Annotated in this window: 26 protein-coding genes; 20 read left to right on the top strand and 6 right to left on the bottom strand. The window is 54.9% G+C overall.

Annotated features, from left to right (window positions below):
- Positions 1 to 214 (bottom strand): IS110 family transposase (locus B1A75_RS17345; RefSeq protein WP_079936590.1); only part of this gene is annotated, 214 nt, incomplete at its 3' end.
- A gap of 178 nt (positions 215 to 392) precedes the next feature.
- Here B1A75_RS17345 and B1A75_RS17340 point away from each other — a divergent pair.
- From B1A75_RS17340 to B1A75_RS17325, 4 genes are all read left to right on the top strand, one after another.
- A complete protein-coding gene (locus B1A75_RS17340; RefSeq protein WP_079936589.1) occupies positions 393 to 596 on the top strand; it encodes a hypothetical protein in 204 nt (67 codons plus the stop codon).
- Positions 597 to 776 (top strand): H-type small acid-soluble spore protein, encoded by a 180-nt coding sequence (locus tag B1A75_RS17335; protein ID WP_079936588.1) that lies wholly within the window; start codon positions 597 to 599, stop codon positions 774 to 776.
- A 108-nt stretch (positions 777 to 884) separates the two neighbouring features.
- Entirely contained in the window at positions 885 to 1,055 is a 171-nt protein-coding gene (locus B1A75_RS17330; RefSeq protein ID WP_011231011.1) for a twin-arginine translocase TatA/TatE family subunit, read from the top strand.
- A gap of 168 nt (positions 1,056 to 1,223) precedes the next feature.
- The gene (locus tag B1A75_RS17325) at positions 1,224 to 1,799 is read left to right on the top strand and encodes a YitT family protein (protein WP_079936587.1); all 576 of its coding nucleotides are present in this window, start codon (positions 1,224 to 1,226) and stop codon (positions 1,797 to 1,799) included.
- Between the two features lie 227 nt (positions 1,800 to 2,026).
- Here the strand turns inward: B1A75_RS17325 and B1A75_RS17320 are convergent, their stop codons facing one another.
- The 3 genes from B1A75_RS17320 to B1A75_RS17310 all read right to left on the bottom strand — a co-directional run bounded on the left by B1A75_RS17320 (position 2,027) and on the right by B1A75_RS17310 (position 3,980).
- Positions 2,027 to 3,388: a S8 family peptidase gene (locus B1A75_RS17320; protein WP_074044011.1), complete on the bottom strand. Its 1,362-nt coding sequence runs from the start codon at positions 3,386 to 3,388 to the stop codon at positions 2,027 to 2,029.
- Between the two features lie 95 nt (positions 3,389 to 3,483).
- Entirely contained in the window at positions 3,484 to 3,774 is a 291-nt protein-coding gene (locus tag B1A75_RS17315) for a spore coat protein (protein WP_074044010.1), read from the bottom strand.
- Positions 3,775 to 3,794: 20 nt separating this feature from the next.
- On the bottom strand, positions 3,795 to 3,980 hold the full coding sequence (locus B1A75_RS17310) for a DUF892 family protein (protein ID WP_074044009.1): 186 nt from the start codon (positions 3,978 to 3,980) through the stop codon (positions 3,795 to 3,797).
- Between the two features lie 195 nt (positions 3,981 to 4,175).
- On the opposite strand from B1A75_RS17310, the gene B1A75_RS17305 reads away from it, so the two are divergent.
- Together B1A75_RS17305 and B1A75_RS20070 are read left to right on the top strand one after the other, a co-directional pair.
- Positions 4,176 to 6,113: an electron transport protein gene (locus B1A75_RS17305; protein WP_074044008.1), complete on the top strand. Its 1,938-nt coding sequence runs from the start codon at positions 4,176 to 4,178 to the stop codon at positions 6,111 to 6,113.
- A gap of 103 nt (positions 6,114 to 6,216) precedes the next feature.
- Entirely contained in the window at positions 6,217 to 6,357 is a 141-nt protein-coding gene (locus B1A75_RS20070; RefSeq protein ID WP_020278855.1) for a hypothetical protein, read from the top strand.
- A 74-nt stretch (positions 6,358 to 6,431) separates the two neighbouring features.
- On the opposite strand, the gene B1A75_RS17300 is transcribed toward B1A75_RS20070, so the two are convergent.
- Both B1A75_RS17300 and B1A75_RS17295 read right to left on the bottom strand, forming a co-directional pair.
- Positions 6,432 to 6,788: a hypothetical protein gene (locus B1A75_RS17300; RefSeq protein ID WP_074044007.1), complete on the bottom strand. Its 357-nt coding sequence runs from the start codon at positions 6,786 to 6,788 to the stop codon at positions 6,432 to 6,434.
- Between the two features lie 44 nt (positions 6,789 to 6,832).
- Positions 6,833 to 7,936, bottom strand: coding sequence for a sensor histidine kinase (locus B1A75_RS17295; RefSeq protein ID WP_074044022.1), 1,104 nt, complete (start codon positions 7,934 to 7,936; stop codon positions 6,833 to 6,835).
- A 380-nt stretch (positions 7,937 to 8,316) separates the two neighbouring features.
- On the opposite strand from B1A75_RS17295, the gene cysK reads away from it, so the two are divergent.
- From cysK to B1A75_RS17225, 14 genes are all read left to right on the top strand, one after another.
- Positions 8,317 to 9,240 carry a cysteine synthase A gene (gene cysK, locus B1A75_RS17290; protein WP_079936591.1) on the top strand — a complete coding sequence of 308 codons (924 nt, stop codon included), beginning with the start codon at positions 8,317 to 8,319 and terminating at the stop codon, positions 9,238 to 9,240.
- A 361-nt stretch (positions 9,241 to 9,601) separates the two neighbouring features.
- Positions 9,602 to 10,756 carry an AbrB family transcriptional regulator gene (locus B1A75_RS17285; RefSeq protein WP_079936586.1) on the top strand — a complete coding sequence of 385 codons (1,155 nt, stop codon included), beginning with the start codon at positions 9,602 to 9,604 and terminating at the stop codon, positions 10,754 to 10,756.
- A 48-nt stretch (positions 10,757 to 10,804) separates the two neighbouring features.
- Positions 10,805 to 11,443 (top strand): Bax inhibitor-1/YccA family protein, encoded by a 639-nt coding sequence (locus B1A75_RS17280; protein WP_074044006.1) that lies wholly within the window; start codon positions 10,805 to 10,807, stop codon positions 11,441 to 11,443.
- 183 nt (positions 11,444 to 11,626) lie between these two features.
- On the top strand, positions 11,627 to 12,424 hold the full coding sequence (hyi, locus tag B1A75_RS17275; RefSeq protein ID WP_079936585.1) for a hydroxypyruvate isomerase: 798 nt from the start codon (positions 11,627 to 11,629) through the stop codon (positions 12,422 to 12,424).
- Positions 12,421 to 13,317, top strand: coding sequence for an NAD(P)-dependent oxidoreductase (locus B1A75_RS17270; RefSeq protein WP_074044004.1), 897 nt, complete (start codon positions 12,421 to 12,423; stop codon positions 13,315 to 13,317). The genes hyi and B1A75_RS17270 overlap by 4 nt, the downstream gene beginning before the upstream one ends.
- A gap of 179 nt (positions 13,318 to 13,496) precedes the next feature.
- Positions 13,497 to 14,819, top strand: a complete 1,323-nt coding sequence (locus B1A75_RS17265; RefSeq protein ID WP_074044003.1) for an FAD-binding oxidoreductase — start codon at positions 13,497 to 13,499, stop codon at positions 14,817 to 14,819.
- A complete protein-coding gene (locus tag B1A75_RS17260; RefSeq protein ID WP_139268064.1) occupies positions 14,819 to 16,180 on the top strand; it encodes a (Fe-S)-binding protein in 1,362 nt (453 codons plus the stop codon). Before B1A75_RS17265 ends, B1A75_RS17260 begins: the two co-directional genes overlap by 1 nt.
- Positions 16,177 to 17,625 carry an FAD-linked oxidase C-terminal domain-containing protein gene (locus B1A75_RS17255; protein ID WP_074044001.1) on the top strand — a complete coding sequence of 483 codons (1,449 nt, stop codon included), beginning with the start codon at positions 16,177 to 16,179 and terminating at the stop codon, positions 17,623 to 17,625. Before B1A75_RS17260 ends, B1A75_RS17255 begins: the two co-directional genes overlap by 4 nt.
- A 107-nt stretch (positions 17,626 to 17,732) precedes the next feature.
- The gene (locus tag B1A75_RS17250) at positions 17,733 to 19,916 is read left to right on the top strand and encodes a malate synthase G (RefSeq protein ID WP_074044000.1); all 2,184 of its coding nucleotides are present in this window, start codon (positions 17,733 to 17,735) and stop codon (positions 19,914 to 19,916) included.
- A 187-nt stretch (positions 19,917 to 20,103) separates the two neighbouring features.
- Positions 20,104 to 21,321: an NAD(P)-dependent malic enzyme gene (locus tag B1A75_RS17245; RefSeq protein ID WP_074043999.1), complete on the top strand. Its 1,218-nt coding sequence runs from the start codon at positions 20,104 to 20,106 to the stop codon at positions 21,319 to 21,321.
- Positions 21,322 to 21,327: 6 nt separating this feature from the next.
- Positions 21,328 to 22,116, top strand: a complete 789-nt coding sequence (locus B1A75_RS17240) for a fumarylacetoacetate hydrolase family protein (protein ID WP_079936584.1) — start codon at positions 21,328 to 21,330, stop codon at positions 22,114 to 22,116.
- 177 nt (positions 22,117 to 22,293) lie between these two features.
- Positions 22,294 to 23,079: an IclR family transcriptional regulator gene (locus B1A75_RS17235; RefSeq protein WP_074044019.1), complete on the top strand. Its 786-nt coding sequence runs from the start codon at positions 22,294 to 22,296 to the stop codon at positions 23,077 to 23,079.
- 245 nt (positions 23,080 to 23,324) lie between these two features.
- Positions 23,325 to 25,601, top strand: a complete 2,277-nt coding sequence (locus tag B1A75_RS17230; RefSeq protein WP_079936583.1) for a DEAD/DEAH box helicase — start codon at positions 23,325 to 23,327, stop codon at positions 25,599 to 25,601.
- 82 nt (positions 25,602 to 25,683) lie between these two features.
- Positions 25,684 to 26,949: a ribonuclease H-like domain-containing protein gene (locus tag B1A75_RS17225; RefSeq protein ID WP_079936582.1), complete on the top strand. Its 1,266-nt coding sequence runs from the start codon at positions 25,684 to 25,686 to the stop codon at positions 26,947 to 26,949.
- Positions 26,950 to 26,991 lie beyond the last annotated feature (42 nt).

Below are 26,991 nucleotides of genomic sequence, written 5' to 3'. Positions count from 1 at the left end.
CCTCTGACTTCCCGAACGCTTGCATCGCCCCCTGAATCGCTTTATACAGCTGTTGAAACCCCTCTTTCGACTGGAAGATCGGGAACGATTTGCGAAGCACGCGCCCCCGGTCATCCACGAAGCAGGCGTAGTGGGTTCGTTTCGCGATATCAATACCCACGACAAGCGTTTGTTCGGTTACTTGATCAATTTTATAGTTTTGTGTACAATTCATCTGAAGTCCTCCTTGGTATGGTGAGTGATGTGGTTGACACCCCTGCATCATACCAAGAGGGCTTTTTTTGATCAAGTCCCCGGAAAAGCTCCTAACGGGAATGCTCCTTTCTGTACACACCAATTCGAATCATACTCCTTCTTTTTGAGGGAGTCAACGCAGCAAACGAAGCGATGGGATGTCCGCTGTCATCAGTTTGCCAAAGAAAGGTGATGATTCGGTGAAAAACGATCGGCGCGAAATGGACGATATGACGCAGTTGCTTGAAATCATCAACGCCAAAGGAGACGAAGGAGAGCTTCACGAGATCGTCTGCAGCGACGAGTTGTTTTGGAAAAGCTTGCGGGCGCAGGCGGAGGACAGTGCGAAAGGAGGGGAGTAAATGGAACTGTTGCGGGCGAAGCGAATTGCTGAAGCTGGGGAGATCGTTCCGGTGATGTATAAAGGGAAACAAGTGGTGATTCAGCACGTCGATGATGAGCGCGAAATGGCTCGCGTTTATTTCACCGATGAGTCGGAACACGAACAAGACGTACCGGTGCGACTGCTTGAGGAACAATGAGAGCTGTGCAAATTGTCGCCGTTTTGTCAAGGGAAAGACGATGACACCGTCCGTTCTTCTATGGTATAATGATTCAAGAAACGACGCTTGAACATTGGAGTGACAAACATGAACATCGGCTTTGGAGAAATTGCGCTCATCGTCTTTTTCGCTTTGCTCATTTTCGGACCGAAAAAGCTGCCGGAGTTAGGACAAGCGGCCGGGAAAACGCTGCGCGAATTTAAGAATGCGACAAAAGGCATCATCGACGATGACGAGACGACAAAAGCGCAAAAATAAGAGGTTGGGCATAGAGGCCTGGCCTCTTATTTTTGTATTTCGTCCGTGACCAGCCATTTCCTCCGCGATGCGGCAAAAAAGAGACAAGCTCTGCCGAAAGGCGCCATATACATATATATGGAGGCATGTTGGCTCGTTGGGATAAGCCGGTGGCGGAGGGGTTTCGTGATGATCAAAAAAATGGCGGCGATCATAGGAGGCAGTCTGCTTCTTGGCGTTGGCATCAACGTCTTTTTAGTCCCTCACCATTTGCTTGATGGAGGGATGATCGGGCTCGGGCTGATCGCCAAATACGTGTGGCACGTTCAGGCTGGGTTGACGATGATCGTCTTAAGCGTTCCGCTTTATGTAGCCGCATGGTTTTACTACCGCCCGTTTTTTTACAACAGCTTGCATGGACTTTTATTTTCCTCATGGGTGATTGACGTATTGTCTGTTTTGCGCGGCGTGGTGGTGTTGGATCCGCTTTTGAGCGCGGTCATCGGTGGGGTGCTGGTCGGCGCGGGCATCGGCGTGATGCTGCGCGAGGAGACGAGCACGGGCGGGACCGACCTGCTCGCCCAGTTTATCGCTAGATGGACGAACTGGAACGTCGGGATCATCATTTTTGTCATTGACGCCTGCATTATTTCAGCTGGGAGCATGATCATCGACTCAGTGCCATTTGTTTACTCGCTTGTCGTTGTCACGGTCGTCGGGGCGGTGACGACGATGTTGACGCGCAAAAAAACGATGGGGGTATAGCCCGAATCCCCATCGTTTTTCGTTTCAGCAGATAGGCGCTCCTCTATGGGAATGCGGCACCGCTTGCCGGCGCGGGCCGCTCGTCACCGAAGGCGCCGTTTCCAGCTGTTTGCTGACTTGATGCTGTGGGGGAGTTTTAACGTCGTTCGCACAGGGGATGAGAATCTTGTCCGTTTGATCTTTCGCAGCGACGGGTTCCCCAATGCCATCGGCGGAAGGAGCATCGGTTATCGCTTAGCCAGCTCGAGCGCGCGATAGACATTGATGAGCCCGTAGCCATAATACGGATCTTTTCCTCTCTCTCCCAAATCGTCAGCGCTTTCGAGAATAATGTCGCGCACTTCATCGTTCGAAAGCCGCGGGTTGACGGAGCGGATCAAAGCGGCGAGCGCGGTGACGTGCGGCGCGGCCATCGACGTGCCGGAAAGGGCGGCGTACCGGTGGCCGGCAAACGTGCTGGCAATGTTCGTTCCGGGTGCGACGACATCCACATAGTCGCCGTAGTTGGAATAAAGCGCATAGGAAAGATCCGGGTTGACAGCCCCAACACTGATCACTTCTGGATAAGCGGCTGGGAAGCTCGCCTGCGACGTGCTGTCGTTGCCAGAAGCGGCGACAAGCACGACATCATGGGCGTCGGCGTAGCGGATCGCTTCTTCGAGCACCGAGGACGGTTGGTAGTTGCCAAGGCTTAAGTTGATGACTTTTGCCCCGTGGTCGACTGCCCAGCGGATTCCTTTCGCTACATCAATGCTCGTCCCATAGCCGTCCGCATTTAATGCTTTGACTGCCATGATCGGGTTGAACCATGTCATGCCGGCGACTCCTTCGCCGTTGTTCGGCTGTGAGGCGATGATGCCGGCGACATGGGTGCCATGGCCGTTTTCGTCATCTGGAGAGCGGTCGTCGGCCAACACGTTATATCCGGGACCAAGGCGGCGGGTTAAATCGGGATGAGTCAGGTCGACCCCGCTGTCGATGATGGCGACAGGCACATTCCGCTTGCCGCGCGACAGCGTCCAGCCGGCTTCGGTATGAATGGCCGGCAAGTTCCACTGGTAGCGGGCGTAAAACGAATCGTTCGGCATTAGTATCGGCTCATCACGCTCGTTTTGCATGTAAATGTAGTTCGGTTCGCAATAATCGACCATCGGAAGAGAGCGGAAATAGCGGCGCATCTCTTCATACGTTTGCCTGCGCGAACGGAATACAAACACGTGATCGACCTGCTTGATGAGCTGGCCGGCGATGGCTGCCTCCATTTGTTTCAAGCGGCTTTCGGACGGCAATGCCCGAAAGCGGACCACGATCTCATTGATGAAATAATGGCTTCGGTCACCGCGGCGGTTATGGCGAATTTCCCGAATGCGCGGGTGCTTGTTCAACTGCTGTTTCAGTTGCTCGCCTGCGCTTAAGCTGTCTAAGGCGACAACGGTTGGATGGGTGGGTGCGACCTCGGCGTCAAACGGCTTCAGCCGCGGTGGAGCCGGGGCGTTTTCTTCTGGAGCCGGTCGCCCCAAGGCGGCTGCGGCAACGAGTAGAGCAACAACCGCGCTGGCCGCGGCCCATATTCGGTATCGGCGTTTCACGCTGTTCACCTCCTTCGTTGTTAGGATGGGCGATTGACGGACAAATCATGAAAAATGGGATTCACCTTTTGCCACGGCGAATCCCATTTTCTTCTTCAGCGGCCGACCGATTGCAACACTTGCTGCGCTGCTTGCAGATCGAGGCGCAGTTGCTCCTGAACGTTCGTCGGATGGTAGTACCCTTTGTTGACCATATATTGGCTGATCTGCTCATGAAACACGATCGCGTCATTCAAATGTTGTTTCAACGTGTTGCGCACTTCTGGGGTGGACGCTTCGGCAATGGCCATCGCGCATCCTTTAATGGCGTTTTTCGCGCTGATCAGGCAATCAGCGGCGATCATTTGATCGTTCAATACGCCGGTCGGTGTCATCGTTGCCTGCATCGTTGTCCCTCCTTTTGTCCTTATGACAGCAAGTTTTGCAAGTCGCGGATGTGTTGCTGTGTCTTTTGCATGTCTTGTTGAATGAGCGATTTCAATTGCGGATCGCTTGCCATTTGCTGCATGGCTGCACTTTTGGCAAGACAGGTGTTTTTAAACATAAGCAGTTCATGCAATTCGAGCGTTTCATGTGTTCCTGTCGCGTTCATTCCTCTCACCACCTTCCGTGACATAGTATGTGCCCGGCTGTTTGCTGTATGGGTGGGGAATGATGGAAAAAGCGGGTCGTGGCGCTTTGAACGGTCGCGACAATCAGGAAAAGAAGGAGTCCGTGTACTCAAGTTTTGCCTAGAGCGGGGCATACTATGGGCGCAATCCGCTTTATGAAGGAGGTAGGGAAACGGGTGAGAAAAACATTCATTGTGCTAAGCATTGCTGTTCTCCTTCTTTTGGCTGCCGGGGCCGTTCTTCTTTTGCGCCGAGGCGAGTATGCGTTTGTGCCGGATGGGAGCGATATTGCGCCGTATGAAGCGAGCAAACAGACTGGAATCGATGTGTGGGGGCGATGGATCGCAGCGGATGACCGCCGCATCCAAGCGTTGTCGGCTAGAAACGGGCATTTGCAAAAAGAGGAAGGGGCGGTTGTCGTCGATGACCGGTTGCTTCGTCTCGGCAAGGAGGTGTTTTATAAGGAGACGTTTGGCAATGAAGTATTTTTGACCGACATCATGGGCATTGTCGACGGGCCGCTGACGCTTGTCAATATGGCCAAAGCCATTGTCGCATTAAAAGGAGAAGGGACGACGAATTTGCGCGTGCCGCTTGCCGAAGATGTGACGATCGGCGGCCGCACATATAAAAAAGGCGAGTTGATCGACACGGGCATCGACGTGCCCAAAGGGTCATACTTGCCGCTCGGGATGCCGATCGTCACCGACGGCGGCCGCGTGCGCGTCGGCATCAGCTGCGCCGCCTGCCATGCGACCGTCGATCCAGTGACGAAAAAAGTGGTGGAAGGGGCGCCGAACAACGATTTGAATGCCGGAATGCTCATGGCGTTGGCGACGAATTCGAGCGCCTATTTTACTCACGCCAATATTCACTCGCTAAAAAAATATATCCGCTCGTTCGATCGGACGATCATCGATTCGCACGGGCGCAAAGCGGCGCTGCCGGATCCGGAGTTGCTTGAGCGGGACGTGGACCGCATTTTTGCCAGCTGGCCGCGCGGCAATTTTGATTCGACGATCGATATGAAAGCGAATCCGGCGCAAATTCCGGATTCGTTTACGCGCGGCGACCATCCGTACGGGTGGAGCGGCTTTGCCGCCGCCGGCTCATTCCATGGCTTGGCCGCTTTCAGCAACAACGTGCACGCGCAAAACGCCGATTCGCTCGCGCAGGCGGAAATTAGCGAAGCGCTGTTTGGCATTGATAAGGAAGTGTATATTGGCACGATTTTGCAAAACGCCGCCCATCCGCGTTTTCGCTATCAGCCGACGACAAAGGAGAAACCGTCCGCCTTTTTCGCGAAAGTCGACCCGACGCCGAAAACGGTCGGCGTTAATCAGTTTGTCGCGCCGCCGCAGTTTCCGAAAGTATCGCTCGTCGCTCCAGATGGGTTGATCGTCAGCGAGCCGGGTTATCGGTTCAATGAGCAAAACAATGCCGTGGCCGCTTGGCAAAATACGCTCAATCCTCCGCCGCCAAATGAACGGATCAGCGAGGAGCGGGCGGCGAGAGGAAGAGAGGTGTTTGTCCGCGCCGGTTGCATCCGCTGCCATGCTGGGGCGTATTTGACGAACAACCGCGTCGTGGCGGCGAATGTCATCGGCACGGAACCGTCACGGGCGAAAGCGCTGAAAAAGACAGAAAAAGTGTTCGGAGAGGCCGTGTTGTACGCTCCGGATACGCCGGTCCCGATCCCAAAGGGAGCGAAAGTATTGAACGTGCCGACGGACCATTTAGATCCAGAACAAATCGGGCTTGCCTTCGCCCACGGTGATTCGCCGGGCGGGTATAAAGTGCCGAGCCTCATCGGCCTGGCGTGGAGCTCGCCGTATTTGCACGACGGCGGCGTGGCGGTCGGGCCGAACGGGGAACTCGGGTTGACGGGCACGGTCGGAAACGGCATTGCTCCTGATGCGCGCAACAGCCTGCGGGCGCTGATCGACCGGACATGGCGCGAGCGCGTCATCGCCGCCAACGCCAAGGACTCCGACTTGCGGACGGTGCATGTGACCGGCGCCGGGCACCGGTATTGGATCGACCGTCAAGCCGGATTTACGAAGGAAGAGCAAGAGGCGGTATTGGACTATTTGTTGTCGCTCACCTCGCGCTGACCGCATCGTGCGTCGTTTATTCTGCGCTCATGCCGATGGGAATAGTTCCCTTGCAACGGCCGTTATAAGACGGCCCACACTAATAGGCAAGGGAGGGAAAGTGATGAGCGAAACATGTTTTTACTGCCAGTGCGAGTGCGATGACAAGGTGCATTACGTGTCGTTCCATACGAATGGCGAAGAACGCGAAGAAACGCTTTGCCCGGAATGTTACCAAGAATGGCTGCAGGGCATGCAAGGTTGACCTTCCTTCCTGCTTTCGTTTCGCTTGGAAGTGGGGCTTCTTCGCTAAATTATGATGAAAAAACCGCACCGTGATCAAACTGGTGCGGTTTTTTCCGAAAGTGGAGGGGTGGCGACGATATCCGCCAAATCACCGTCTTCGTCATAGGCGCGGTAGACAGCCGCTTTCGTCCGCGGAGCGTGGAACGACAAAAACAAAATCCGCTCCTTGCCTTCGCGGGTGACTTTCGTTTCCATTTTCAATGTCGCCTCATTCATGACCAGCGAGTAGAATCGGTACGTCAAGCCGAGCCACGTGCGCTCAGAGCGGACGGTGTCCGGATGGCGGCGGATGAGTTCAGCGAGTTCGGCGAAGGAGTGAGTTTCCTGCTGCAGCCATTCATGGATGGCGGTTGCCGCTTGTTCAAACCAGCTTTTCCAAGACGGTTTCATCAGCATCACCTTTTTTCATCCATCATGCCCATTTCCGCTGTTCATTATGCAGGGAGGCGGATGGAAAACGTCGTCACGTTGTCATCGGAAAAACAGCAGATATCCCCGCCATGGTCCTCGATCACTTTTTTGCAAATGTACAGACCGATGCCGGTCCCGAGTTTTTTCGTCGTAAAAAACGGCTCGAAAATCGTTTCAACAATGTCGGCAGGAATCGCCGGACCGTTGTTGGCGATTTCGATGATGATGCTTCCGTCTTGGCAGCGGGCGGCGATGTTGATCCGACGCGGCTTTTCCCTCTCTTTCACCGCTTCGATCGAGTTGAGCAAAATGTTCACCAGCACCTGGCGCAGCTGGTCTTTATAGGCAAACATATGTATGGACTCATCGATCGCCACCGAAAGGTCGACGTCGCTGTCGACGATCGTGGCGTATAAAAACTCGATAATTTCCTCCAACAGCTGGCGCAGGGAAAACGTTTCTTTTTCGCTTTCAACAATCTCTTTGCGTGAGGCATGCAAAAATTGCGAAATGCGAAATTTCAGCTGCTGCAACTCATGGTCGATAATGTCTAAATAGGGAATATATGGATGCTCAAATTTCAATAATTGAATAAAACCGATAATAGCCGTAAGCGGGTTGCGAAACTCATGGACAAAACTCGATGACATTTGCCCGAGCAACGTCAGCCGGTCTTGATGCGATCTGGCAATGAGCGCGTTTTTTTCATGCAGTTCTTTTTCCTTTAACTCATTGTATTTTGTGACTGCATGAAACAAAAATTGGTCAAACAGCTCGTTCAAATGGTCGATGAGCGGAGCCAGCTCGTCGACCGACAGCGGCGCGGTCAACGCGTGGTTGATGACCAGCCGCCGCCCAAGGTTGACGTTGTAGACGAGAGCGCCGATGCCGGCGTTCATTTCCGCACGTTCTTTAGCGATTTTGTTGGCTAATCGTTCGACCGTCTCGCCAGATAGCGACCGCAACAGCGCTTCTTTGACCAGCTCAAACACTGCTAAGCCGTTTTGTTCGACATGATCGATGTATTTGTCATCGTCGGCAATTTTCATATGTTGACGCCAATAGGCGAGAAAGTTCGGCAAATGGGCTTCTAAATGGGTGACGAGCTGCTGTGCCGCAGATGCCAAAAAAGCCACCTCGCTTTCCATCGTTTATTTTTTATTATAACTCACATTTCGCACCCTGAATAAAAATTCGAAATAAGCCCGATTTGACCGAATAAAAATTAATTATTTTACAATTTTTGTATAAAAAATTATTTTTATGCGAATATCCAGGTTGTTTTTTGTATATTATGCAAAGGTTGCGAAATATGAGTTATAAGGGGGAATATCGGACTAGAACAGGGGAAAAATCGCAATCGGTCCGGCCAAACGAACGTCCTTTTGCTAAAAACGATCGGAAAACGCCCGGTGCTGCGGGCGGGACAGACTGTTTGAACGAAAAAAGAAAAATCATTTATAATGAATGAGGCAAACAAATATTTTGCAAAAGGTTGGGGATGATCGTGAAATTGTATGACTCGATTTTAGATTTGATCGGCGGCACGCCGATTGTAAAGTTGCAGCGTCTTTCTGACCCGGACGGCGCGGATGTGTATATGAAGCTTGAATCGTTCAATCCGGGCGGCAGCGTCAAAGACCGGCCCGCTTGGGAAATGATCCGCCGTGCGGAGGCGGAAGGGAAAATTACGCCTGGAAAAAGCACGATCATCGAACCGACATCCGGCAACACCGGCATCGGCCTGGCCATGGTGTGCGCCGCCAGGGGTTATCGCTGTATCATTACGATGCCCGACAATGCGACGGTGGAGCGGGTGAAAATTTTAAAGGCGTACGGAGCCGAAGTCTATTTGACGCCGGCGGAGAAGCGAATGCAAGGGGCGATCGATGAGGCGAACCGGCTTGCTAGCGAAATCCCTGACAGCTTTATTCCGATGCAGTTTGAAAATCCGGCCAATCCGGACGCGCACCGGCATACAACAGCGGTGGAAATTTACGAAGCATTTGATGGGCAGCTCGATGCGTTCGTGTTAACCGCCGGCACCGGCGGAACGGTGACCGGAACAGGGGAGGAGCTGAAAAAGCGCATTCCGAATTTGCGCATTTACGTCGTTGAACCGTACGGCTCGCCTGTGTTGTCGGGCGGCAAGCCGGGGCCGCACAAAATTCCTGGCACGGGTCCAGGGTTTATCCCAAAAATTTTAAACCGCTCGATTTATGATGACATTTTTTTGATCAAAGATGAGGATGCCCAGCAGATGGCGCGCGAACTGGCGGCGAAGGAAGGCATTTTGGTCGGCGCCTCAGCGGCGGCGAGCGCTTATTACGCCATCAAAGTGGCGAAACAGCTCCCTAAAGGCGCCCGCGTCCTTTGCATGGCGCCTGATTCCGGAGAGCGGTATTTGTCATCCGATTTATTCGCTGATTAAGCGGACGGCCTACGGGCGAAAAAACGCGGCTGTTGGCCGTCCCGCCCGTTCTTTGTCGGGCGTACGAAGGCAAACATTCCTCAAGGGAGGGATGTTTTTGTTTTGGCGTTTTTCGGGTTGATAAAAACAGAGCCGGATTTCATCATGAACCATTTGGCATTCCTCCATTTTTGATGGCTTACTAAACAATATTGTAACGGATATGTTTTTGGTTTTTCTATTTTTTCTTCCTGTTCATACTGCCATCGCTGTGTGCATCGGCCATAGGTGGACGGATGCTTTCGTTATGTTCATGGGGGACAAAAGGCAGAAGGGATTGTTCAATGAAAGTAGTTCACTAAGGTGGAGAGGAAGTGTTCGCTTGGCTTTGGAAAGACAACAAGGGTGGAACAACATGACGCGCATCGCCTTGACGCTGGCGATTGCGTCGTTTGGGGGATGGATGTTTGCTTTGTTCGGCGTTCCGCTCCATTGGATGCTCGGTCCAGCAGCTGCGTTGCTTTTGGTTGGTCGTTTTTTGAAGGGAAAGTTGTATTGGCCGGTCGGCATTCGCAACGCTGCGCTCATTCCGATCGGCTATACGCTAGGGACATCGATGACGGCAGGAACGCTTATGGAGATGGGTCGGCAGCTGCCGGCGATGCTGTTGGCGACGGCGCTCATTTTGCTGTTTAGCTTTTTCGTTTCTTGCCTTGTGGCAAAATGGACCAGCATCCCGCTCCGTTCGATCATCACCGGCAGCATCCCCGGCGGATTGTCGCAAATGCTTGTGTTGGGCGAAGAGCTCGACGGTGTCGATGCAACGATTGTCACGTTTTTTCAAGTGATGCGCCTGATGGGCGTCGTTTTTCTCGTCCCGCTCATCGCCTTAAGCCCGTTCTTTTCCGGCGGCGCCGGGGCGGGGACGGGCGTGGGAAGCGGACAAGGGCCGGATTGGAGCGTCGGTCTTGTCTTGCTGTATTTGGTTGTCACTGTCGCCAGCGCGATCATCGGAAGGCGCATCAAACTGCCGACCGCCTATTTGCTTGGCCCGATCATCGGAACATCGGCTCTGGTCATTGCCGGGGCGCCGGCGCCGCATTTGCCAGCGCCTTTGTTGGATATCGCGCAAATCGCGATGGGGGCTTATCTAGGCTTAATGCTGAAACCGGCTCGCATCGCGGAAAAGGGAAGAGCCGTGCTGGCGGCTGCGGCAACCGGTCTTGCGCTCATTTTGTTTTCCATGGCTTCGGCATTTGTCTTAACGGCTCTGCATGGCGTGCCGTATTTGACAGCGTTCATCGCCTTGGCGCCGGGGGGCATGGATCAAATGGGAATTTTGGCGCGGGAAGCGCATGCCGACCTTGCCGTTGTGACAAGTTATCAAATGTTCCGCATTTTTTTCATTTTGCTTGTCGTCCCGCCGGTGCTGAAAAAACTGTTTGCCGCCCGCTGGTTTCGACGGATCGAACGGCGGCCCATCCGGCATGGTGGACGGTCCATGCAGCCAGCGGCAACCAAAAAGAAAGGGCTGTGACAAGAAACAGATATATGCTAAACTAGAAAGAAAAAGGAGGGGATTGCCATGAACCATTCGACCGTTTATCGTCCGCATAGCCCGGTGGCAAAGTTGGCGGTTTCCTTTTTAGCGGCGCTGGCTGTAGCGACCGCAGGGCTATACGCCGGGCAATGGGTGCCGGCTGGGATGTACTTGCCGCTGTATGGACTGGAACTCGTTTTGCTTTTGGTCATGATGTTCGCCCGCGTGAAAAAAGCCGTCGGCTATCCGCTGATGTTTGCGTTTATGTTTGTCTCAGGGGCGACGCTCTATCCGCTCATCGGCTATTACATTTCCATCATCGGCGCGGCGGCGGTGTTCAAAGCGTTTGCGCTGGCCGTTGTATCGTTTTCCGGCGTTGCCATTTACGCGGCGAGAACGAAAGAAGATTTTTCGTTCCTCGGCGGGTTTTTGATGCTCGGGGCGTTTGCGCTCCTTGGCTTGTTGATCATCCAATGGTTCATCCCATTCTCAAGCGTCGGGCAAATGGGCATCGCCGCTTTGGGAATTTTGATTTTCCTTGGCTTTACGATTTATGACATCAACCGTTTGGCCCGCTACGGTTTTACGGAAGCGGACATCCCGATGATTGTCGTCAATATTTACCTTGATTTCATCAACTTGTTTGTCTACATTTTGCGTTTTTTCGCCAGCGATGAGGATTGAGCGCCAAAAAGGGCTGCCCCCAAAGGAGCAGCCCTTTTTCAATGCCGGCGCCATCTGATCAAAGCGGCAAGTGAAATGGTGCGGCTGATTTTTTACGGCATTAAAGGTGAAACGCGGTGAGGCAGGAATCGGCCAAGGGTGGGGCGAATAAGAGAAAGAAATGGAGAAGAAAGGGGCCTCATGATGAAGTTTGCCGTCAATGTATCGACGATTTTCACGGAAGCGCCGTTTCTCGCCCGGTTTGCCAAGGCGAAGCAGCACGGGTTTTCGCACGTTGAATGCCAGTTTCCGTACGCGGTGGCGCCTGAGGCGATTGCTGATGAACTCGAACAACTTGAGCTGTCGCTTGTTTTGCTGAATTTGCCCGCTGGCGATTGGGAAAAGGGGGAGCGCGGGCTCGCCATTTTTTCTGACCGTCATGATGAATTCCGGCGTGCACTGGAGGAAGGAGTGCGTTATGCGCTCGCGCTCGGTGTACCGCATCTTCATTGCATGGCCGGGGTCGTGCCAAAGGACGTGCCGCGCGAGCGGGCGAAGGAGACGTATATGCATCGCCTTGATGAAGCAGCGGAGATGCTTGCCGTTCACGGCTTGACATTGATGATTGAGCCGATCAATCCGTTGGATATGCCGGGCTACTTTTTAACTGACATCGACGAAGCAGCGGCGATCATCCGCGAGCTCGGCCGGCCGAATGTGAAATTGCAATATGACGTCTACCATATGGCTCGGCTCAGACGCAATGTGACGGCGACGTTTGCCGACTACGCACCGCTCATCGCGCATGTGCAATTCGCTGATGCCCCCGGGCGGCATGAGCCGGGGACGGGAGAGCTTCCGTATCGCGAGATTTTCTCGTTTTTGCAAGAGCACGGCTACAATGGAGCGATTGGGCTTGAGTACATTCCATCAAGGGAAAGCAGCGAGAGTTTTGACTGGTATGATGAATACCGCGGGATGAAAGGGGGAGGCGGACGATGACTCGCGTCGGCTTTATCGGCTTGGGCGTGATGGGCTCGCGCATGGCCAGACGGCTGCTTGAAGCGGGATTCAATGTCACGGTGTACAACCGTACGACAGAAAAAGCGGTTCCGCTTGTCAGCCTTGGCGCCCGACAGGCGGCGACAGTGGCAGAGCTGGCGGGCGAGGCGGATGTCATTTGCACGTGTTTATCGATGCCGGATGACGTCATCGAAGTGTATACAGGCAAAGGCGGCGTCCTTAGCGCGGCCCGTCCGGGGACGATTTGCCTTGATTTTACAACCGTCGGTCCGAAAACAAGCCGGTTTGTCGCTCGGCGCGCCGACGAGCGCGGCGTCGCCTATTTGGACGCACCGGTAAGCGGCGGTCCGGAAGGGGCGGAGCAAGGGGAGCTGACGATCATGGTCGGCGGGGCGAAAGAAGCATGGGAGCGAGTGCGCCCGCTGCTTCGGGTGTTAGGAAAAACGGTTGAATATTTAGGGGAAAGCGGCGCCGGCAGTGCGGCAAAAGTGATCAACCAATATTTAGTTGCCGTCCATTCTGTCGCCGCGGCGGAAGCGATGGTCGCTGGCGTCGCCTACGGGCTGGATGCCGGGAAGCTGTATCGGCTGTTAAAAGAAAGCTATGGAGACAGCCGGATGTTGCGCCGCCATATGGAGCAGTTCGTTTTGCCGCGCCGATTTGCACCAGGCGGGGCGGTCAAATATGTGCATAAAGATGTGCGCTTGGCGAACGAGTTGATGGATGAAATCGGCCTCGGCCACCGTCTTGGCGTTCAGGCGGAAGAAGCGTTCGCTGAAGCGATCGCCGCAGGCCTTGCCGATTTGGATATGTCAGCGGTCATCCAGCCGCTCGAGCAGCGGGTCGGGGTAGTTGTGAAAGAGACGGAATGAACAAAATGGTTGATGAATTCGAAAAATTCGTTGAAAAAATGGATGAGCAATGGTTTAATAGAAGTAGCAGCGCCCTCGTTCAAGAGGGCGCCACCTGATGGAAACAGCCAAAGTGATTCGCTTTTTTTTGAAGATAAAAAGAAACATTGTTTCCTATTGCGGAACAAAGGAGGTCGCTCATGCTTTCAATGGCATGGATTGAGGAGCTGCAGGCGTTTTTGCATCCAGAACAAATCAAACGGAATGAATCGTTCCACCCCCTCGGCAATGATGGAGCGGTGACTGTCTATCCGCAAACGGAGGAAGAAATCGCTGCGGTGCTCCGCTATGCCGACCGTCATGGCAAAAAAGTCGTCATCGCTGGACGCGGCACAAAGCGGGGGTTTGGCGGGCAGCGGGAGCAGGCGGACATCTTGCTGTCATTGGAACACTATGCTGGCATTGTCGAACATGCAGCCGCCGATATGACCGTTACCGTCAAAGCGGGAACGGTGTTTGGCGATTTGCAGCGAGCGCTCGCTCCGTATCGGCAAAAGGTCGCCTTGGACCCGTTTTGGCCGGAGGAAGCGACGATCGGCGGGGTGATTGCGGCGAACGATAGCGGTCCGAAGCGGCTCGGCTACGGGTCGGCGCGCGATTCGGTCATCGGGCTGCGCGTCGTCTATCCGAACGGGACCGTCATCCGTTCTGGAGGCAAAGTGGTGAAAAATGTCGCCGGCTACGATATGAACAAGTTGTTCATTGGGGCGATGGGGACGCTCGGGGTGCTGAGCGAGATTACGCTCAAGCTTCGACCGCTTGCGAAATATGAAAGCGTTGTGTTGTTGTCGTTCCCAAGCGGCGATATTCATGACATTCGTTCGTTTTCCATTTCGTTCCTTGATACGATGATGGAGCCGGTTTGTTTTGAACTGCTCAATCCGGCGCTTTCCGAGCGGCTGACGGGACGGCCGGTTTATACGCTCGCGATCGGGTTTGAAGATGTGGAAAACGCCGTTCATTACCAAGAGCAATGGGTCGAACGACTGCGGCCGAAAGCGGCGGAAATGTCCATTTTAGCCGGCGAGGAGGCGGCGGCGTTTTGGCGGACGTTTTACACGATTGCACCGAACGGGCGTCTGGCGCGGGTGGAAAACGGTGTTGAAGCAGCGGTGAAAATCGGGGTCGTCAACTTGGATGTGCTCTCCATCTTGCGTGAAAGCGTTTTAATCGCTGACCGCTGTCATGTCCGCATCGAGGCGCACGGCGGGTTGGGTCATGGTCTTTGCCAGGCGTATATGCACGGCGGCGAAGAGGGGGTGTCGGCCGCGATCGAGGAGCTGCGCCAAACGGCGGTTCGCCTTGGCGGCTACGCGATTGTGAAGCATTTGCCGCTTTCGTTGCGCCAGCGCGTCGACGTCTGGGGCGGGAAGCCGTCGTACTTTTTCTTGCTTGAAGGCATTAAGCGGAAAATCGATCCGAACAAAACGGTCAACGATCAACGCTTTATTGGGGGGATTTAATGATGAGCACGATGGCCAATGAACGGGCGGACAGCCCGGCGTGTGCAACCGCGAGCCTTGGCAACTATCGGTTTGGCGATTTACCTGACCCGAGCAAGTGGGCCGATTGCGTCCATTGTGGCATGTGTTTGGAATCATGCCCGACGTACGAACAGACGGGTGAAGAACAGCACTCTCCGCGCGGCCGCGTTCATTTGATGAAGTCGGTCGGCGAAGGGAAGCTTGATTTAACGCCGGATTTGCTCGATCCGATTTTTACGTGCTTGGATTGCCGCGCCTGCACGACGGCTTGCCCGGCCGATGTCGATGTCGGCGGGCTCATTGAACAAGTGCGCGGCCAGCTCCGCCAGGCGGTGCCGCTTGCCGGTTGGAAGGCGCTTGTCAGCGGCTTGTTCTTAAAAGGCATTTTTCCGCATCCGTCGCGCCTCGATTGGCTCGGCCGCCTGCTGAAACTGTACCAAAAAAGCGGCTTGCAGACGGTGGCGCGCAAAACCGGATTGTTGCGGGTGATGCCCGATCACTTGGCTGAGATGGAGGCGATTTTGCCTTCGGTCGGCACGCCGGTGCGGAGAAAGTATAAGCATCAGCCGCTCATTAAGGCGAAAGGGGAAACGAAGCGGACAGTCGCGATTTTGACCGGCTGCGTCATGGATGTCATGTTTAGTGACATTAACGAAGCGACGATCCGTGTGTTGACCCATAACGGCAACGATGTCGTCATCGTCCCGAACCAGACGTGCTGCGGGGCGCTTCACGTTCACGCCGGCGACCGCGAAACCGGCCGGAAGCTCGCCAAGCAAAATATTGAGGCGTTTCAAGATGTCGACCATGTCATCGTTAACGCCGCCGGCTGCGGCTGCATGTTGAAAGAGTATCCGGAACTGTTCCGCAATGACCCGGAATGGCATGAAAAGGCGGAGCAATTTGCCGCCAAAGTTGAGGATGTGTCCAAATTTTTGCATGACACGGGCTTCAAACCGCCGAAAGCGGAATTGAACGTGCGCCTCACCTACCATGATGCGTGCCATTTGGCCCATGGCCAGGGCATCCGCCAAGAGCCGCGCGCTTTGATTGAAAGCATTCCGGGGGTGGAAATGGTCGCCATGCCAAACGCCGATCGTTGCTGCGGCAGCGCCGGCATTTACAACCTCACCCATCCGGACATGGCACAAGCGGTGCTTGAGAGCAAAATGCAACACGTGCCGCAAGATGTGGAGCTCATTTCGATGGGCAATCCAGGTTGCATGTTGCAAATGGCGCTTGGCGTCATGAAACATGGACGAAACCAAAAAATCGTCCATACGGTGCAGCTGTTGGATTGGGCGTACCAAAAAGAAGAAGGGAAGGACGTGCGCATATGAGAAAACGGCCGATTGCAACGAACGACCCGCACATTCAGGCGCTCGCCCGCATCGTCGGGGAACAGGCGATTTTATACCGGAAAGAAGATTTGATGGCGTATGACTGCGACGGCTTCACCGTCCATCGCCATTTGCCAAGGGCGGTTGTATTTCCAAACAGCACGGAGCAAGTGGCGACGATTGTAAAATACTGCCATGAGCATGACCTTCCGTTTCTCGCCCGCGGCGCCGGCACGGGGTTAAGCGGCGGGGCGATTCCGCTAAACGGCGAAGTCGTCATCAGCTTAACGCGGATGAAGCGGCTGCTGCACGTCGACCTCGAAAACCGACGCGCCGTCGTCGAGCCGGGGTTTGTCAACTTGAAGCTGACAAACTCGGTCGCCCACCGCGGCTATTACTATGCGCCCGACCCGTCAAGCCAATATTGCTGCACGATCGGCGGCAACGTCGCCGAAAACGCTGGCGGCGCCCACTGCTTAAAATACGGAGTGACGACGAACCATATTTTAGGGCTTGAAGTCGTCTTGCCGAACGGCGAAGTGATTGAAATCGGCGGAAACGGCGTTCCCGACCCGCCCGGCTACGATTTGCTCGGGCTGTTGACCGGGTCGGAAGGGACGCTTGGCATCGTGACAAAAATCACCGTCCGTTTGTTGAAAAATCCCGAGGCCAAACAGACGGTGCTCGCCTATTTTGACGAAGTGGAAGACGCGAGCCAGACCGTTTCCGACATCATTTCCGCTGGAATCGTGCCGGCGGCGCTCGAGATGATGGACCAAACGGCCATCGAGGCGGTCGAAGCGGCCGCGTTTCCGGTCGGGCATCCGAAAGACATCGCCGCGCTGTTGCTCATTGAAGTGGATGGCATTTCCGCCGGGATCGACGAACAAATCAACGATATTTTAACGATTTGCCGCCGCCATCATGTGCGCGAAGTGAAAGTCGCCCAGTCAGAGGAAGAACGGGCCCGCTGGTGGGCGAACCGGAAAACCGGCTTTGGCGCCATGGGGGCGATTTCGCCTGACTATCTAGTGCAAGATGGCGTTATTCCGCGCAGCCGTCTGCCGGAAGTGCTGCGGGAAATCGCCGATATCAGCCGCAAGTATGGACTGAGAATCGCAAACATTTTCCACGCCGGCGACGGCAATTTGCACCCGCTTGTGCTGTTTGATGCGAGCAAGCCTGGGGAGACGGAGCGGGCGCTTGCCGCCGGAAGCGAATGCCTCAAGGCGTGCGCGGCGGTCGGCGGATCGATTACAGGGGAACATGGCGTTGGCATTGAGAAAAAAGAAGAGATGCGCTTCATTTTCACTGACGAGGAAATTTTGGCGCAAACGGCAATCCGCGACGTGTTTAACCCGAAAAACTTGCTCAACGCCGGCAAGCTGTTCCCGACGCCGGGGCGGTGCGTCGAGACGAAACAAGCGTCGTCGACAGTTAAATGAAAATTTTGCAAAAACGATTGCCAGTCATTTCGTTTCATGGTATCATCTTTTTAGAGCAATTAAGAAACGATGTTTTGTAATAAGAAACAAGAAAGGAGAAGAGAACGATGGGCGAATACGTACAAAAAGGGAACATCCAAGTCGCCAAAGTGTTGTACGATTTTGTCAACGAGGAGCTTCTGCCGAACAGCGGGTTGGATCAAGACAAGTTTTGGCGCGATTTCGGCGCGCTCATTGCCGACTTGACGCCGCGCAACAAAGAATTGCTCGCCCGCCGCGACGAAATTCAAGAAAAATTGAATGAGTGGCATAAAGCGCATCGCGGCCGCTTTGATTTTAACGAATATAAAGCATTTTTGACAGACATCGGCTATTTGGAGCCGGAAGTCGAGGACTTTGAGATTACGACCGACAATGTCGACGATGAAATTGCCTTGCAAGCCGGGCCGCAGCTCGTCGTTCCGCTGACGAACGCCCGCTATGCATTAAACGCTGCCAACGCCCGTTGGGGCAGCCTGTACGACGCGCTGTACGGCACCGATGCCATCAGCGAGGAAGACGGCGCCGAGCGCGGTTCGTCGTACAACCCGGTGCGCGGGGCGAAAGTCATCGCCTACGGGCGGCAGTTTTTGGATGAAGCAGTGCCGCTTTCGGGACACTCTCACAAAGACGTCGTTCAATATGCGGTTGTTAATGGCCAGCTTGTCGTGACCATCGAAGGCGGGGCGACGACGGGGCTGAAAGAGCCAGAAAAATTTGTCGGTTTCCAAGGCGACCCGCAACATCCGACAGCGGTGTTGCTGAAAAACAACGGCCTTCACATTGAAATTCAAATCGACCGCGAGCATGCGGTCGGAAAAACGGATAAAGCCGGCATCAAAGACATCGTGTTGGAGGCGGCAGTCACGACGATCATGGACGGCGAAGATTCGGTGGCGGCCGTTGACGCCGAAGACAAAGTGCTCGTTTACCGCAACTTGTTTGGTCTCGTCAAAGGCGATTTGACAGCGACATTTGAGAAAAACGGCAAAATGATGACGCGCGCCCTGAACCCGGACCGCGTATACAAAACGCCGGATGGCGGGGAGCTCGTGCTGCCGGGCCGTTCGCTCATGTTCGTGCGCAACGTCGGGCACTTAATGACGAACAACGCGATCTTGCATGCGAATGGCGAGGAAGTGCATGAAGGGATCATGGACGCTGTCATTACAAGCTTGATTATGAAACATTCGCTCATCGGCAACACGCGCTACTTAAACTCGCGCAAAGGCTCTATTTACATCGTCAAGCCGAAAATGCACGGATCGGCCGAAGTGGCGTTTGCCAACGAGCTGTTTGACCGCGTGGAGGATATGCTCGGTCTCGAGCGGAATACGATTAAAATCGGCGTCATGGACGAGGAGCGCCGCACGTCGCTCAACTTGAAAAACTGCATCTACCAAGTGCGCGACCGCATCATTTTTATCAACACCGGCTTCCTCGACCGGACCGGAGATGAAATTCATACGTCGATGGAAGCGGGGCCGATGTTGCGCAAAAACGAGATGAAATCATCGACTTGGCTGCAGGCGTATGAAAAATCGAACGTCGCCGTTGGGCTTGCCGCCGGCTTCCGCGGCCGGGCGCAAATCGGCAAAGGAATGTGGGCGATGCCGGATTTGATGGCGGAAATGCTGAAGCAAAAAGGAGGCCAGCTCAAAGCCGGCGCCAATACGGCATGGGTGCCGTCGCCGACAGCGGCCACGCTCCATGCGCTTCATTACCATCAAGTGAACGTCGCCGCTGTGCAAAGCGAACTGGCGAACGATCGGAACGATTATCGCGACGACATGTTGCAAATTCCGGTCGTTGACCATCCGCAATGGACGGCCGAAGAGATTCAAGAAGAGCTCGACAACAACTGCCAAAGCATTTTAGGCTATGTCGTCCGCTGGATCGACCAAGGGATCGGCTGCTCGAAAGTGCCGGACATTCACAACGTCGGACTGATGGAAGACCGGGCGACGCTTCGCATCTCGAGCCAAATTCTCGCCAACTGGCTCCATCATGGCATTTGCACGAAAGAGCAAGTGCTTGAGACGCTCAAGCGGATGGCGAAAGTCGTCGACGAACAAAACGCCGGCGATCCGAACTATCGTCCGATGGCGCCGAATTACGATGATTCGGTGGCGTTCCAAGCGGCGTGCGATCTCATTTTCCACGGCTATGAACAGCCAAACGGCTATACGGAGCCGATTTTGCACCGCCGCCGTCAAGAAGCAAAAGCGAAATTTGCCGCCATTCAGCAATAAACGCCAAAAGCGGTATAAGGAACAAGGGATGGACGCCCTTGTTCCTTCCTATCTGCATTAATCAGAAAATTAAGAAAATAAAAAGAAGGGAGGCAGCTCCTAGTTACTACTGGCCGGTTGTCAAAGGCAAAGCAGCACAAAAGGCGGTACAAGGGGATGGGGTAAGGTTAGTAGCTAGGGATCAGTGATGGAACATTTGCGAGAACGAGCGTTGCTTGTCCATCGGCAGGCAAGAGGAAAGCTGTCAGTTGAAGTGAAAGTGCCGGTCGTGAATGCCAATGATTTAAGCCTCATTTATTCGCCGGGAGTGGCTGAACCGTGCAAAGAAATTTACGTCAACCAAGACGAAATGTACAACTATACAGTGAAGGGCAATTTTGTCGCCGTCGTCTCGAATGGCACGGCGGTGCTTGGGCTTGGCAACATTGGCGCGCGGGCGGCGCTTCCGGTCATGGAAGGGAAAGCCGCCTTGTTCAAAGCGTTCGCCGGGATCGATGCCGTGCCGCTTTGCCTCGATACCGAAGATCCGGAACAAATCATTCAAACGGTCAAGTTGCTGGAACCGGCGTTTGGCGGCATCAATTTGGAAGATATCGCCGCCCCTGCCTGCTTTGTCATTGAAGAGCGTCTCCGCCAAGAGATGGCGATTCCGGTGTTTCATGATGATCAGCATGGCACGGCGATTGTCGTGGCCGCTGGGCTGACGAACGCCTTAAAAGTGGTCGGCAAACAGCTTGCCGATTGCCGGGTCGTCATCAACGGCGCTGGCGCCGCCGGGGTGGCGATCGCCAAATTGCTGCTGTCGATCGGAGTCGGCGAACTGATCGTTTGCGACACAAAAGGAGCGATTTATGAAGGGCGCTCGCATGGGATGAACGCCATCAAGGAAGAAATTGCCCGGCAAACGAACCGCCGCCGTATCTCCGGGACGCTTGCGGACGTCATTCAAGGCGCGGATGTGTTTATCGGTGTCTCGGTCGCCGGGGCGTTGACGCCGGCGATGGTTCGGACGATGAACCGCGGGGCGGTCGTATTCGCCTTGGCCAATCCGGTGCCTGAGATCATGCCGGATGAGGCAAAAGCCGCCGGCGCCGCCGTGGTCGCGACCGGCCGGTCGGATTTGCCGAACCAAGTGAACAACGTGTTGGCGTTCCCTGGCATTTTCCGCGGCGCGCTCGATGTGCGGGCGACGCAAATTAATGAGGCGATGAAAATTGCCGCTGCCGAAGCCATCGCCGGGCTCATCCAGCCGGAAGAGCTGACGGAAGAGTATGTCATCCCGAACCCGTTTGACCGGCGCGTCGTCGAGGCCGTCGCTTCCGCCGTCGCCCGCGCCGCCATGGAGACCGGGGTGGCTCGAGTCAAGGAAAAAGTTGAGGAACAAAATCGTGTCAGAGAGGGGTAGCCATCGATGAAATTTGCCCGTTTTCTTGCCGATGGCGCGATTCGCGCCGGTGTGGTGAACGGTGAAGTGATCCGCGAAATCGAAGGAAATATGTTCACCGCTTGGGATTATACGGGAAACGTATTTCGCTATGATCGCGTTTCGCTCGTGGCGCCGCTTGCGCCGCGCCATGTGATCGGCATTGGCGCCAACTATGTGGCCTCAAGTGCACAGCTGCTGGTTGAACTTCCAGATATTCCTGTCTTTTTCTTTAAACCATCCTCATCGGTTGTGGGGCCGGAAGCGGAGGTGGTCATTCCGAGCGGGGTTGGTGAAGTGAAATTTGAATCCGAGCTGGCGGTTGTGATCGGCAAAGAGGCAAAGCAGGTGAGCGAAGAAGACGTGTGGTCGTATATTTTTGGCTATACGGTCGCCAACGATGTCACCGCGCCGCAGTTTTTCCACCCGGACGGCCATTGGACGATCGGAAAATCATTCGATACGTTTACACCGCTCGGCCCGGTCATTGAAACAGAGCTCGATCCTCGGGCTGTATCGGTGAAAGCGCGGGTCAATGGCGAAGAAAAGCAGAACAGCTCGACCGAGCTGATGATCATTTCCATCAGCAAAATGATTTCGTATTTGTCTCATGTCATGACGCTGCAACCGGGCGACGTCATTTTGACGGGAAGCCCGGTCGGCGCCGAGCTTGTCGGCCCGGGGACGGTCATTGAGTGCGAGGTGGACGGCATCGGCACGCTCCGCAATACGTTCATCGCCGCCAAAGCGCCGGTCGTTTCCATCCGACGTTCATAACGAACCTGCGGCATCTCTGGGCCAAACAAGGCATCAGGCGCGTCCTGACGGTGAATACGTTCCGTCCGTTAAGGCGGCGCTGCCGCCGCCATGCGCGCCTGCGCCGCTCTCCCGCCTGCAAAAGCCCGGCTGTTCGTGTATAATGGCGAGCGGAGAGAACAAATCGAGGTGAATGAGATGGAAAGAGAAAACACGGTCAAATCTGTCCGCCGGGCGCTGCAAATTATCGAAATCGTCAGCACGAAAAAGGACGGGCTGGGCGTTACGGAAATCGCGAAACAAATGGACATCAACAAAAGTTCGGTGTACCGCATTTTAACGACGCTTGCCCAATACGGCTATATCGAGCAACATCCGGAAACGGAGCGGTATAAGCTCGGCTACAAGTTTTTAGAGCTCAGCTCAAAGCTGCTTGATTCGATCGATTTGCGCCAAGAGGCGAAGCCCTATTTGCGCCAGCTCGAAAAAGAAACGAACGAGGTTATCCACCTCGTCGTCTATGACCAAGGGGAAGTCATTTATATTGAAAAATTGGAAGGAACGGAGACGCTGCGCATGCACTCCAAAGTCGGCAAGCGGGCTCCGATGCATTGCACGGCGGTCGGCAAGGCTATTTTAGCTCATTTGCCGCCAGCGGTGGCTTCGGAGATCATCGACCGGAAAGGACTGCCGAAGCATACCGATTGGACGATCACCGACCGCGAGGCATTTTTCCGCGAGCTTGAGACCGTCCGGCAAAACGGGTATGCGCTTGACTTGGAAGAAAACGAGTACGGCATCCGCTGTGTTGCCGTTCCGATTTTTGATTATACCGGCGGCGTCGTCGCGGCGATCAGCGTTTCCGGCCCGACGATCCGCATGACGGACGACCGCATCACAGCGCTCGCTGTGCGCATGCGCCAGATCGGCAAAGAACTGTCGGCAAGGCTCGGCTATCGTGGAGCCCATTCCGTCCAGCTGTAGCGGCTGGACGTTTTTTTGTGCGAAGAAGAATGACCCATGTGGACGCCGCCTTGGCGGGGAAGGTGAGAGGAAGGCATCCTTTTTCCAAAACCGTTCAGATACAATCGAAAGTTCTGTCGTTCGGTCGGCTCCGATATATCGGGTGTCTGCCAGTCTTAAACGGGAGAGGACTGCCTCTTGGTGGGCGTTTTTTGTAGTGCAAACAAACGGAATGCATGTAAAATAGAAACGAGGTGATATGCGACGTGAAAAAACAGACGCTTTCGGAATGGATCGAACAGCTTCGCCAAGATCCGAATGTCGTGTATTGGCATGAAATTGAACCGAAAGAAGCGAATTTCGTTCCGTTTCCAGACGAACTCGATCCGCGGTTGCGCGCGGCGCTCAAAGCGCGCGGCATCGCTTCGTTGTATACGCACCAGGCGGCCGCTTACGACGCGATCCAAAGCGGGCGGAACATTGTCGCCGTGACGCCGACCGCTTCAGGGAAAACGCTTTGCTACAATTTGCCGGTGCTTGATGCCATCGCCAAAGAGCCATCGAGCCGCGCCCTGTATATTTTTCCAACGAAGGCGCTCGCTCAAGATCAAAAAAACGAACTAAACGAGATCATCGCCGAGATGGGGGTATCGATTTACAGCCATACATACGACGGCGACACGGCGCCGGCGCTGCGGCAAAAAATCCGTCAAACGGGCCATATTGTCATCACCAACCCAGATATGCTCCATACGGCCATTTTGCCGCACCATACGAAATGGATTTCTCTTTTTGAACAGCTGCGCTACGTCGTCATCGATGAACTGCATACATACCGCGGCGTGTTCGGCAGCCATGTGGCGAACGTCATCCGCCGCTTAAAGCGCATTTGCGCCTTTTACGGAAGCCGACCAACGTTTATTTGCACCTCGGCGACGATCGCCAATCCGAAAGAGTTGGCCGAACGGCTGATCGGCGAACCGGTGGCGCTTATTGACAACAACGGGGCGCCGCGCGGGCGGAAATATTTCGTGTTTTACAATCCGCCGGTTGTCGAGCGGACGATGAACATCCGCCAAAGCGCGACAAAAACGGCCGTTGAGCTCGCAAGACAGCTGCTTGTCAACCGCATTCCGACGATCGTTTTCGCCCGCAGCCGCGTCCGTGTCGAGTTGATTTTAAGCCATTTGCAGGCGGCGGTGAACGAACGAATCGGTGAAACGATGATCCGCGGCTACCGCGGCGGCTACTTGCCGAGCGAGCGGCGCGCCATTGAAAAAGGGCTGCGCAGCGGCGAAATTATTGGGGTCGTCAGCACGAATGCGCTCGAGCTCGGCGTCGATATCGGCCAACTGCAAGCGTGCATCTTAACCGGCTATCCGGGAACGATCGCCAGCACGTGGCAACAGGCCGGGCGCGCCGGCCGGCGCCAGGGCGATTCGCTCGTTGTCATGATCGCAAGCGCAAGCCCCCTCGATCAGTACATCATCACCCATCCAGAATACTTTTTCGCCCGCTCGCCGGAGGCGGCGCGCATCAATCCGGACAATCTGCTCATTTTGGTCGATCATATCAAATGCGCCGCCTATGAGCTTCCGTTCCGGCGCGGCGAGACGTTCGGCGGCGTCGAGGTCGAAGAGGTGCTCGACTTTTTGGCCGAGCAAGGGGTGCTAAACGAACGCGCTGGGCGCTGGCATTGGATGAGCGACGCGTTTCCGGCGCATGATATCAGCTTGCGCTCCGCGGCTCAGGAAAACGTTGTCATCATCGATATTTCCAACACCGCCCGCCATCGCGTCATCGGTGAAATGGACCGCTTCAGCGCCATGACGTTGCTCCATGATGAAGCGATTTATTTGCACGAAGGAACACAATACCAAGTCGAAAAGCTCGACTGGGAGGAGAAAAAGGCGTACGTCCGCCAAGTCGATGTCGAATATTTCACTGATGCCAATCTGGCGGTGCAGCTTGAGGTGCTGTCGGAAGACCGGAGCGAAACGCGCGGACAAATGGCGGTGCGTTACGGCGATGTATCGGTCCGGGCGATGGCGACGATTTTTAAAAAGCTGAAGCTGTCGACGTTTGAAAACATCGGATCGGGGCCGATCCGCCTTCCGGAGGAAACGCTTCATACGTCGGCGGCGTGGATCGAGTGGGGGGCGGTGCCGTCGCGGTTTTCCCCGGCGCTGTTTGAACAACTCCTGGTCGGCATCGCCAATGTGCTTGGTCATCTCGTGCCGGTGTTTGTCATGTGCGACCGCTCCGATCTTCACGTCGTGCCGCAGCTTAAGGCGCCGCATTCCGGACGGCCAACGATTTTCCTTTATGATCGCTATCCGGGTGGAGTCGGCCTGTCGGAGGCGGTATTTGAACGGTATGAAGAGATCATGGAACATGTGAAAGAATGGGTCGAACGCTGCCCGTGTGCGGACGGCTGTCCATCGTGCATCGGCATTTCAAGCGCTGACGGACCGTCGTTGAAGCGCGAACTTGTCCAGTTTTTGGACGAACAACTTGCCGTTTGGGCCGGTCCGTCTGTTTAAGCGTCGTCATGCGCGTTTTTGCCGAGTGTGGGAGAATCAACCATAGAAGCAAGCCGACGTCAAGCAAGGAGGGGGTGAACGGATGAAGCCGAAGTTGGCGCAATGGAAAGAATTGCTTGCCGCCCGGCATAAAAAGGAGAACGATGAAGAAAAAGAAGAAGAGAAACCGGACGGACGGCCTGTGACGGACGTGCCGTATGCCGACGTTTGGCGGGAGTACGGCGCCAAGCCGTATTGGTTTGCCGGCGATTACTGCCTCATTCGGGAAACGATGTATCCGCTTGACTATCAGCACGGCCGCTATCGGCTCGGAGCGCTGTATGAGGTGCACGAAAGATGGCAGGAAGCGCCGTTTTCCCATCCGCTCTCCTGCCGCGGCTTTGCCGTTAGCGACTTATTCTTTTTTGACACGGAGACGATGGGACTTTCAAGCGGGGTGGGAAACATCATGTTCTTGCTTGGCCACGCCCGCATTCTTGGCGATTTCGTCACCATCCGCCAGCACCTTCTGCCATACCCAGGGGCGGAAGTGGCGCTCTATCAAAGTTTTTTGTCTGACGTCGATTATACGACACTTGTTACATATAATGGAAAAGCGTTCGACTGGCCGCGCCTGAAAACGCGCCATGCGCTTGTCCGCGACATGGTGCCAAAATTGCCAGCGTTCGGCCATTTTGATTTGTATCACGCCGCCCGCCGCTTATGGAAAGACAAATTGGATTCGCTGCGCCTTTCGGAAGTGGAGCGGCACATTCTCCATGTCGAGCGGGGCGATGATGTGCCGGGCTTTTTGGCGCCGATGATGTACAAGGAGTTTTTGCAAACGCCCCATCCAGACCGGCTCATGCCAGTATTGCGCCATAACGAGCGCGACGTGTTGTCGCTCATTGCTCTCTACATTCACTTATCCGTTCAGCTGCTTGAAGCGGACCGGCTCGCTGACCCGCAGGAGCAGTTGGCCGCCGCCCGTTGGTTCGAAGCGGTCGGGGAAACGGCGGCTGCAAGAGGGGTGTACGAGGAGGCGAGCGGCAAAGGGGCGAAGGAAGCGCAGGCGGCGAAATGGCAGCTTTCGCTTTTATACCGAAAAGAAAAACGATATGAAGAGGCTGCTCTCCTTTGGCGCGACTTGTTTATCCACGGAAATGGCTATTGGAAGGCGAAGGCCGGGCTTGAACTGGCGAAGGTGTATGAACATTATTTCCGGGATGCGGCCGAAGCGCACCGTTATGCCGTTATGGCATATGAAGCGTGGCGGTCGCTCGCTAGGATGAGCCGACAACATAGCGAGAAAGAAGAAGCGGAATGGCGCAGGCGGCTCGCGCGGCTTGAACGCAAGAAAAACGGGTGAGAACTCGTCCATTTCCCTGGCAAGCGCAAAATATGACAGAAA

The sequence above is a fragment of the Geobacillus sp. LEMMY01 genome (genome assembly GCF_002042905.1).
Classification (GTDB): Bacteria; Bacillota; Bacilli; order Bacillales; family Anoxybacillaceae; genus Geobacillus; species Geobacillus proteiniphilus.
Note: the sequence above shows the minus strand (reverse complement) of the source record. Positions and strands in the feature narration are given on the sequence as shown.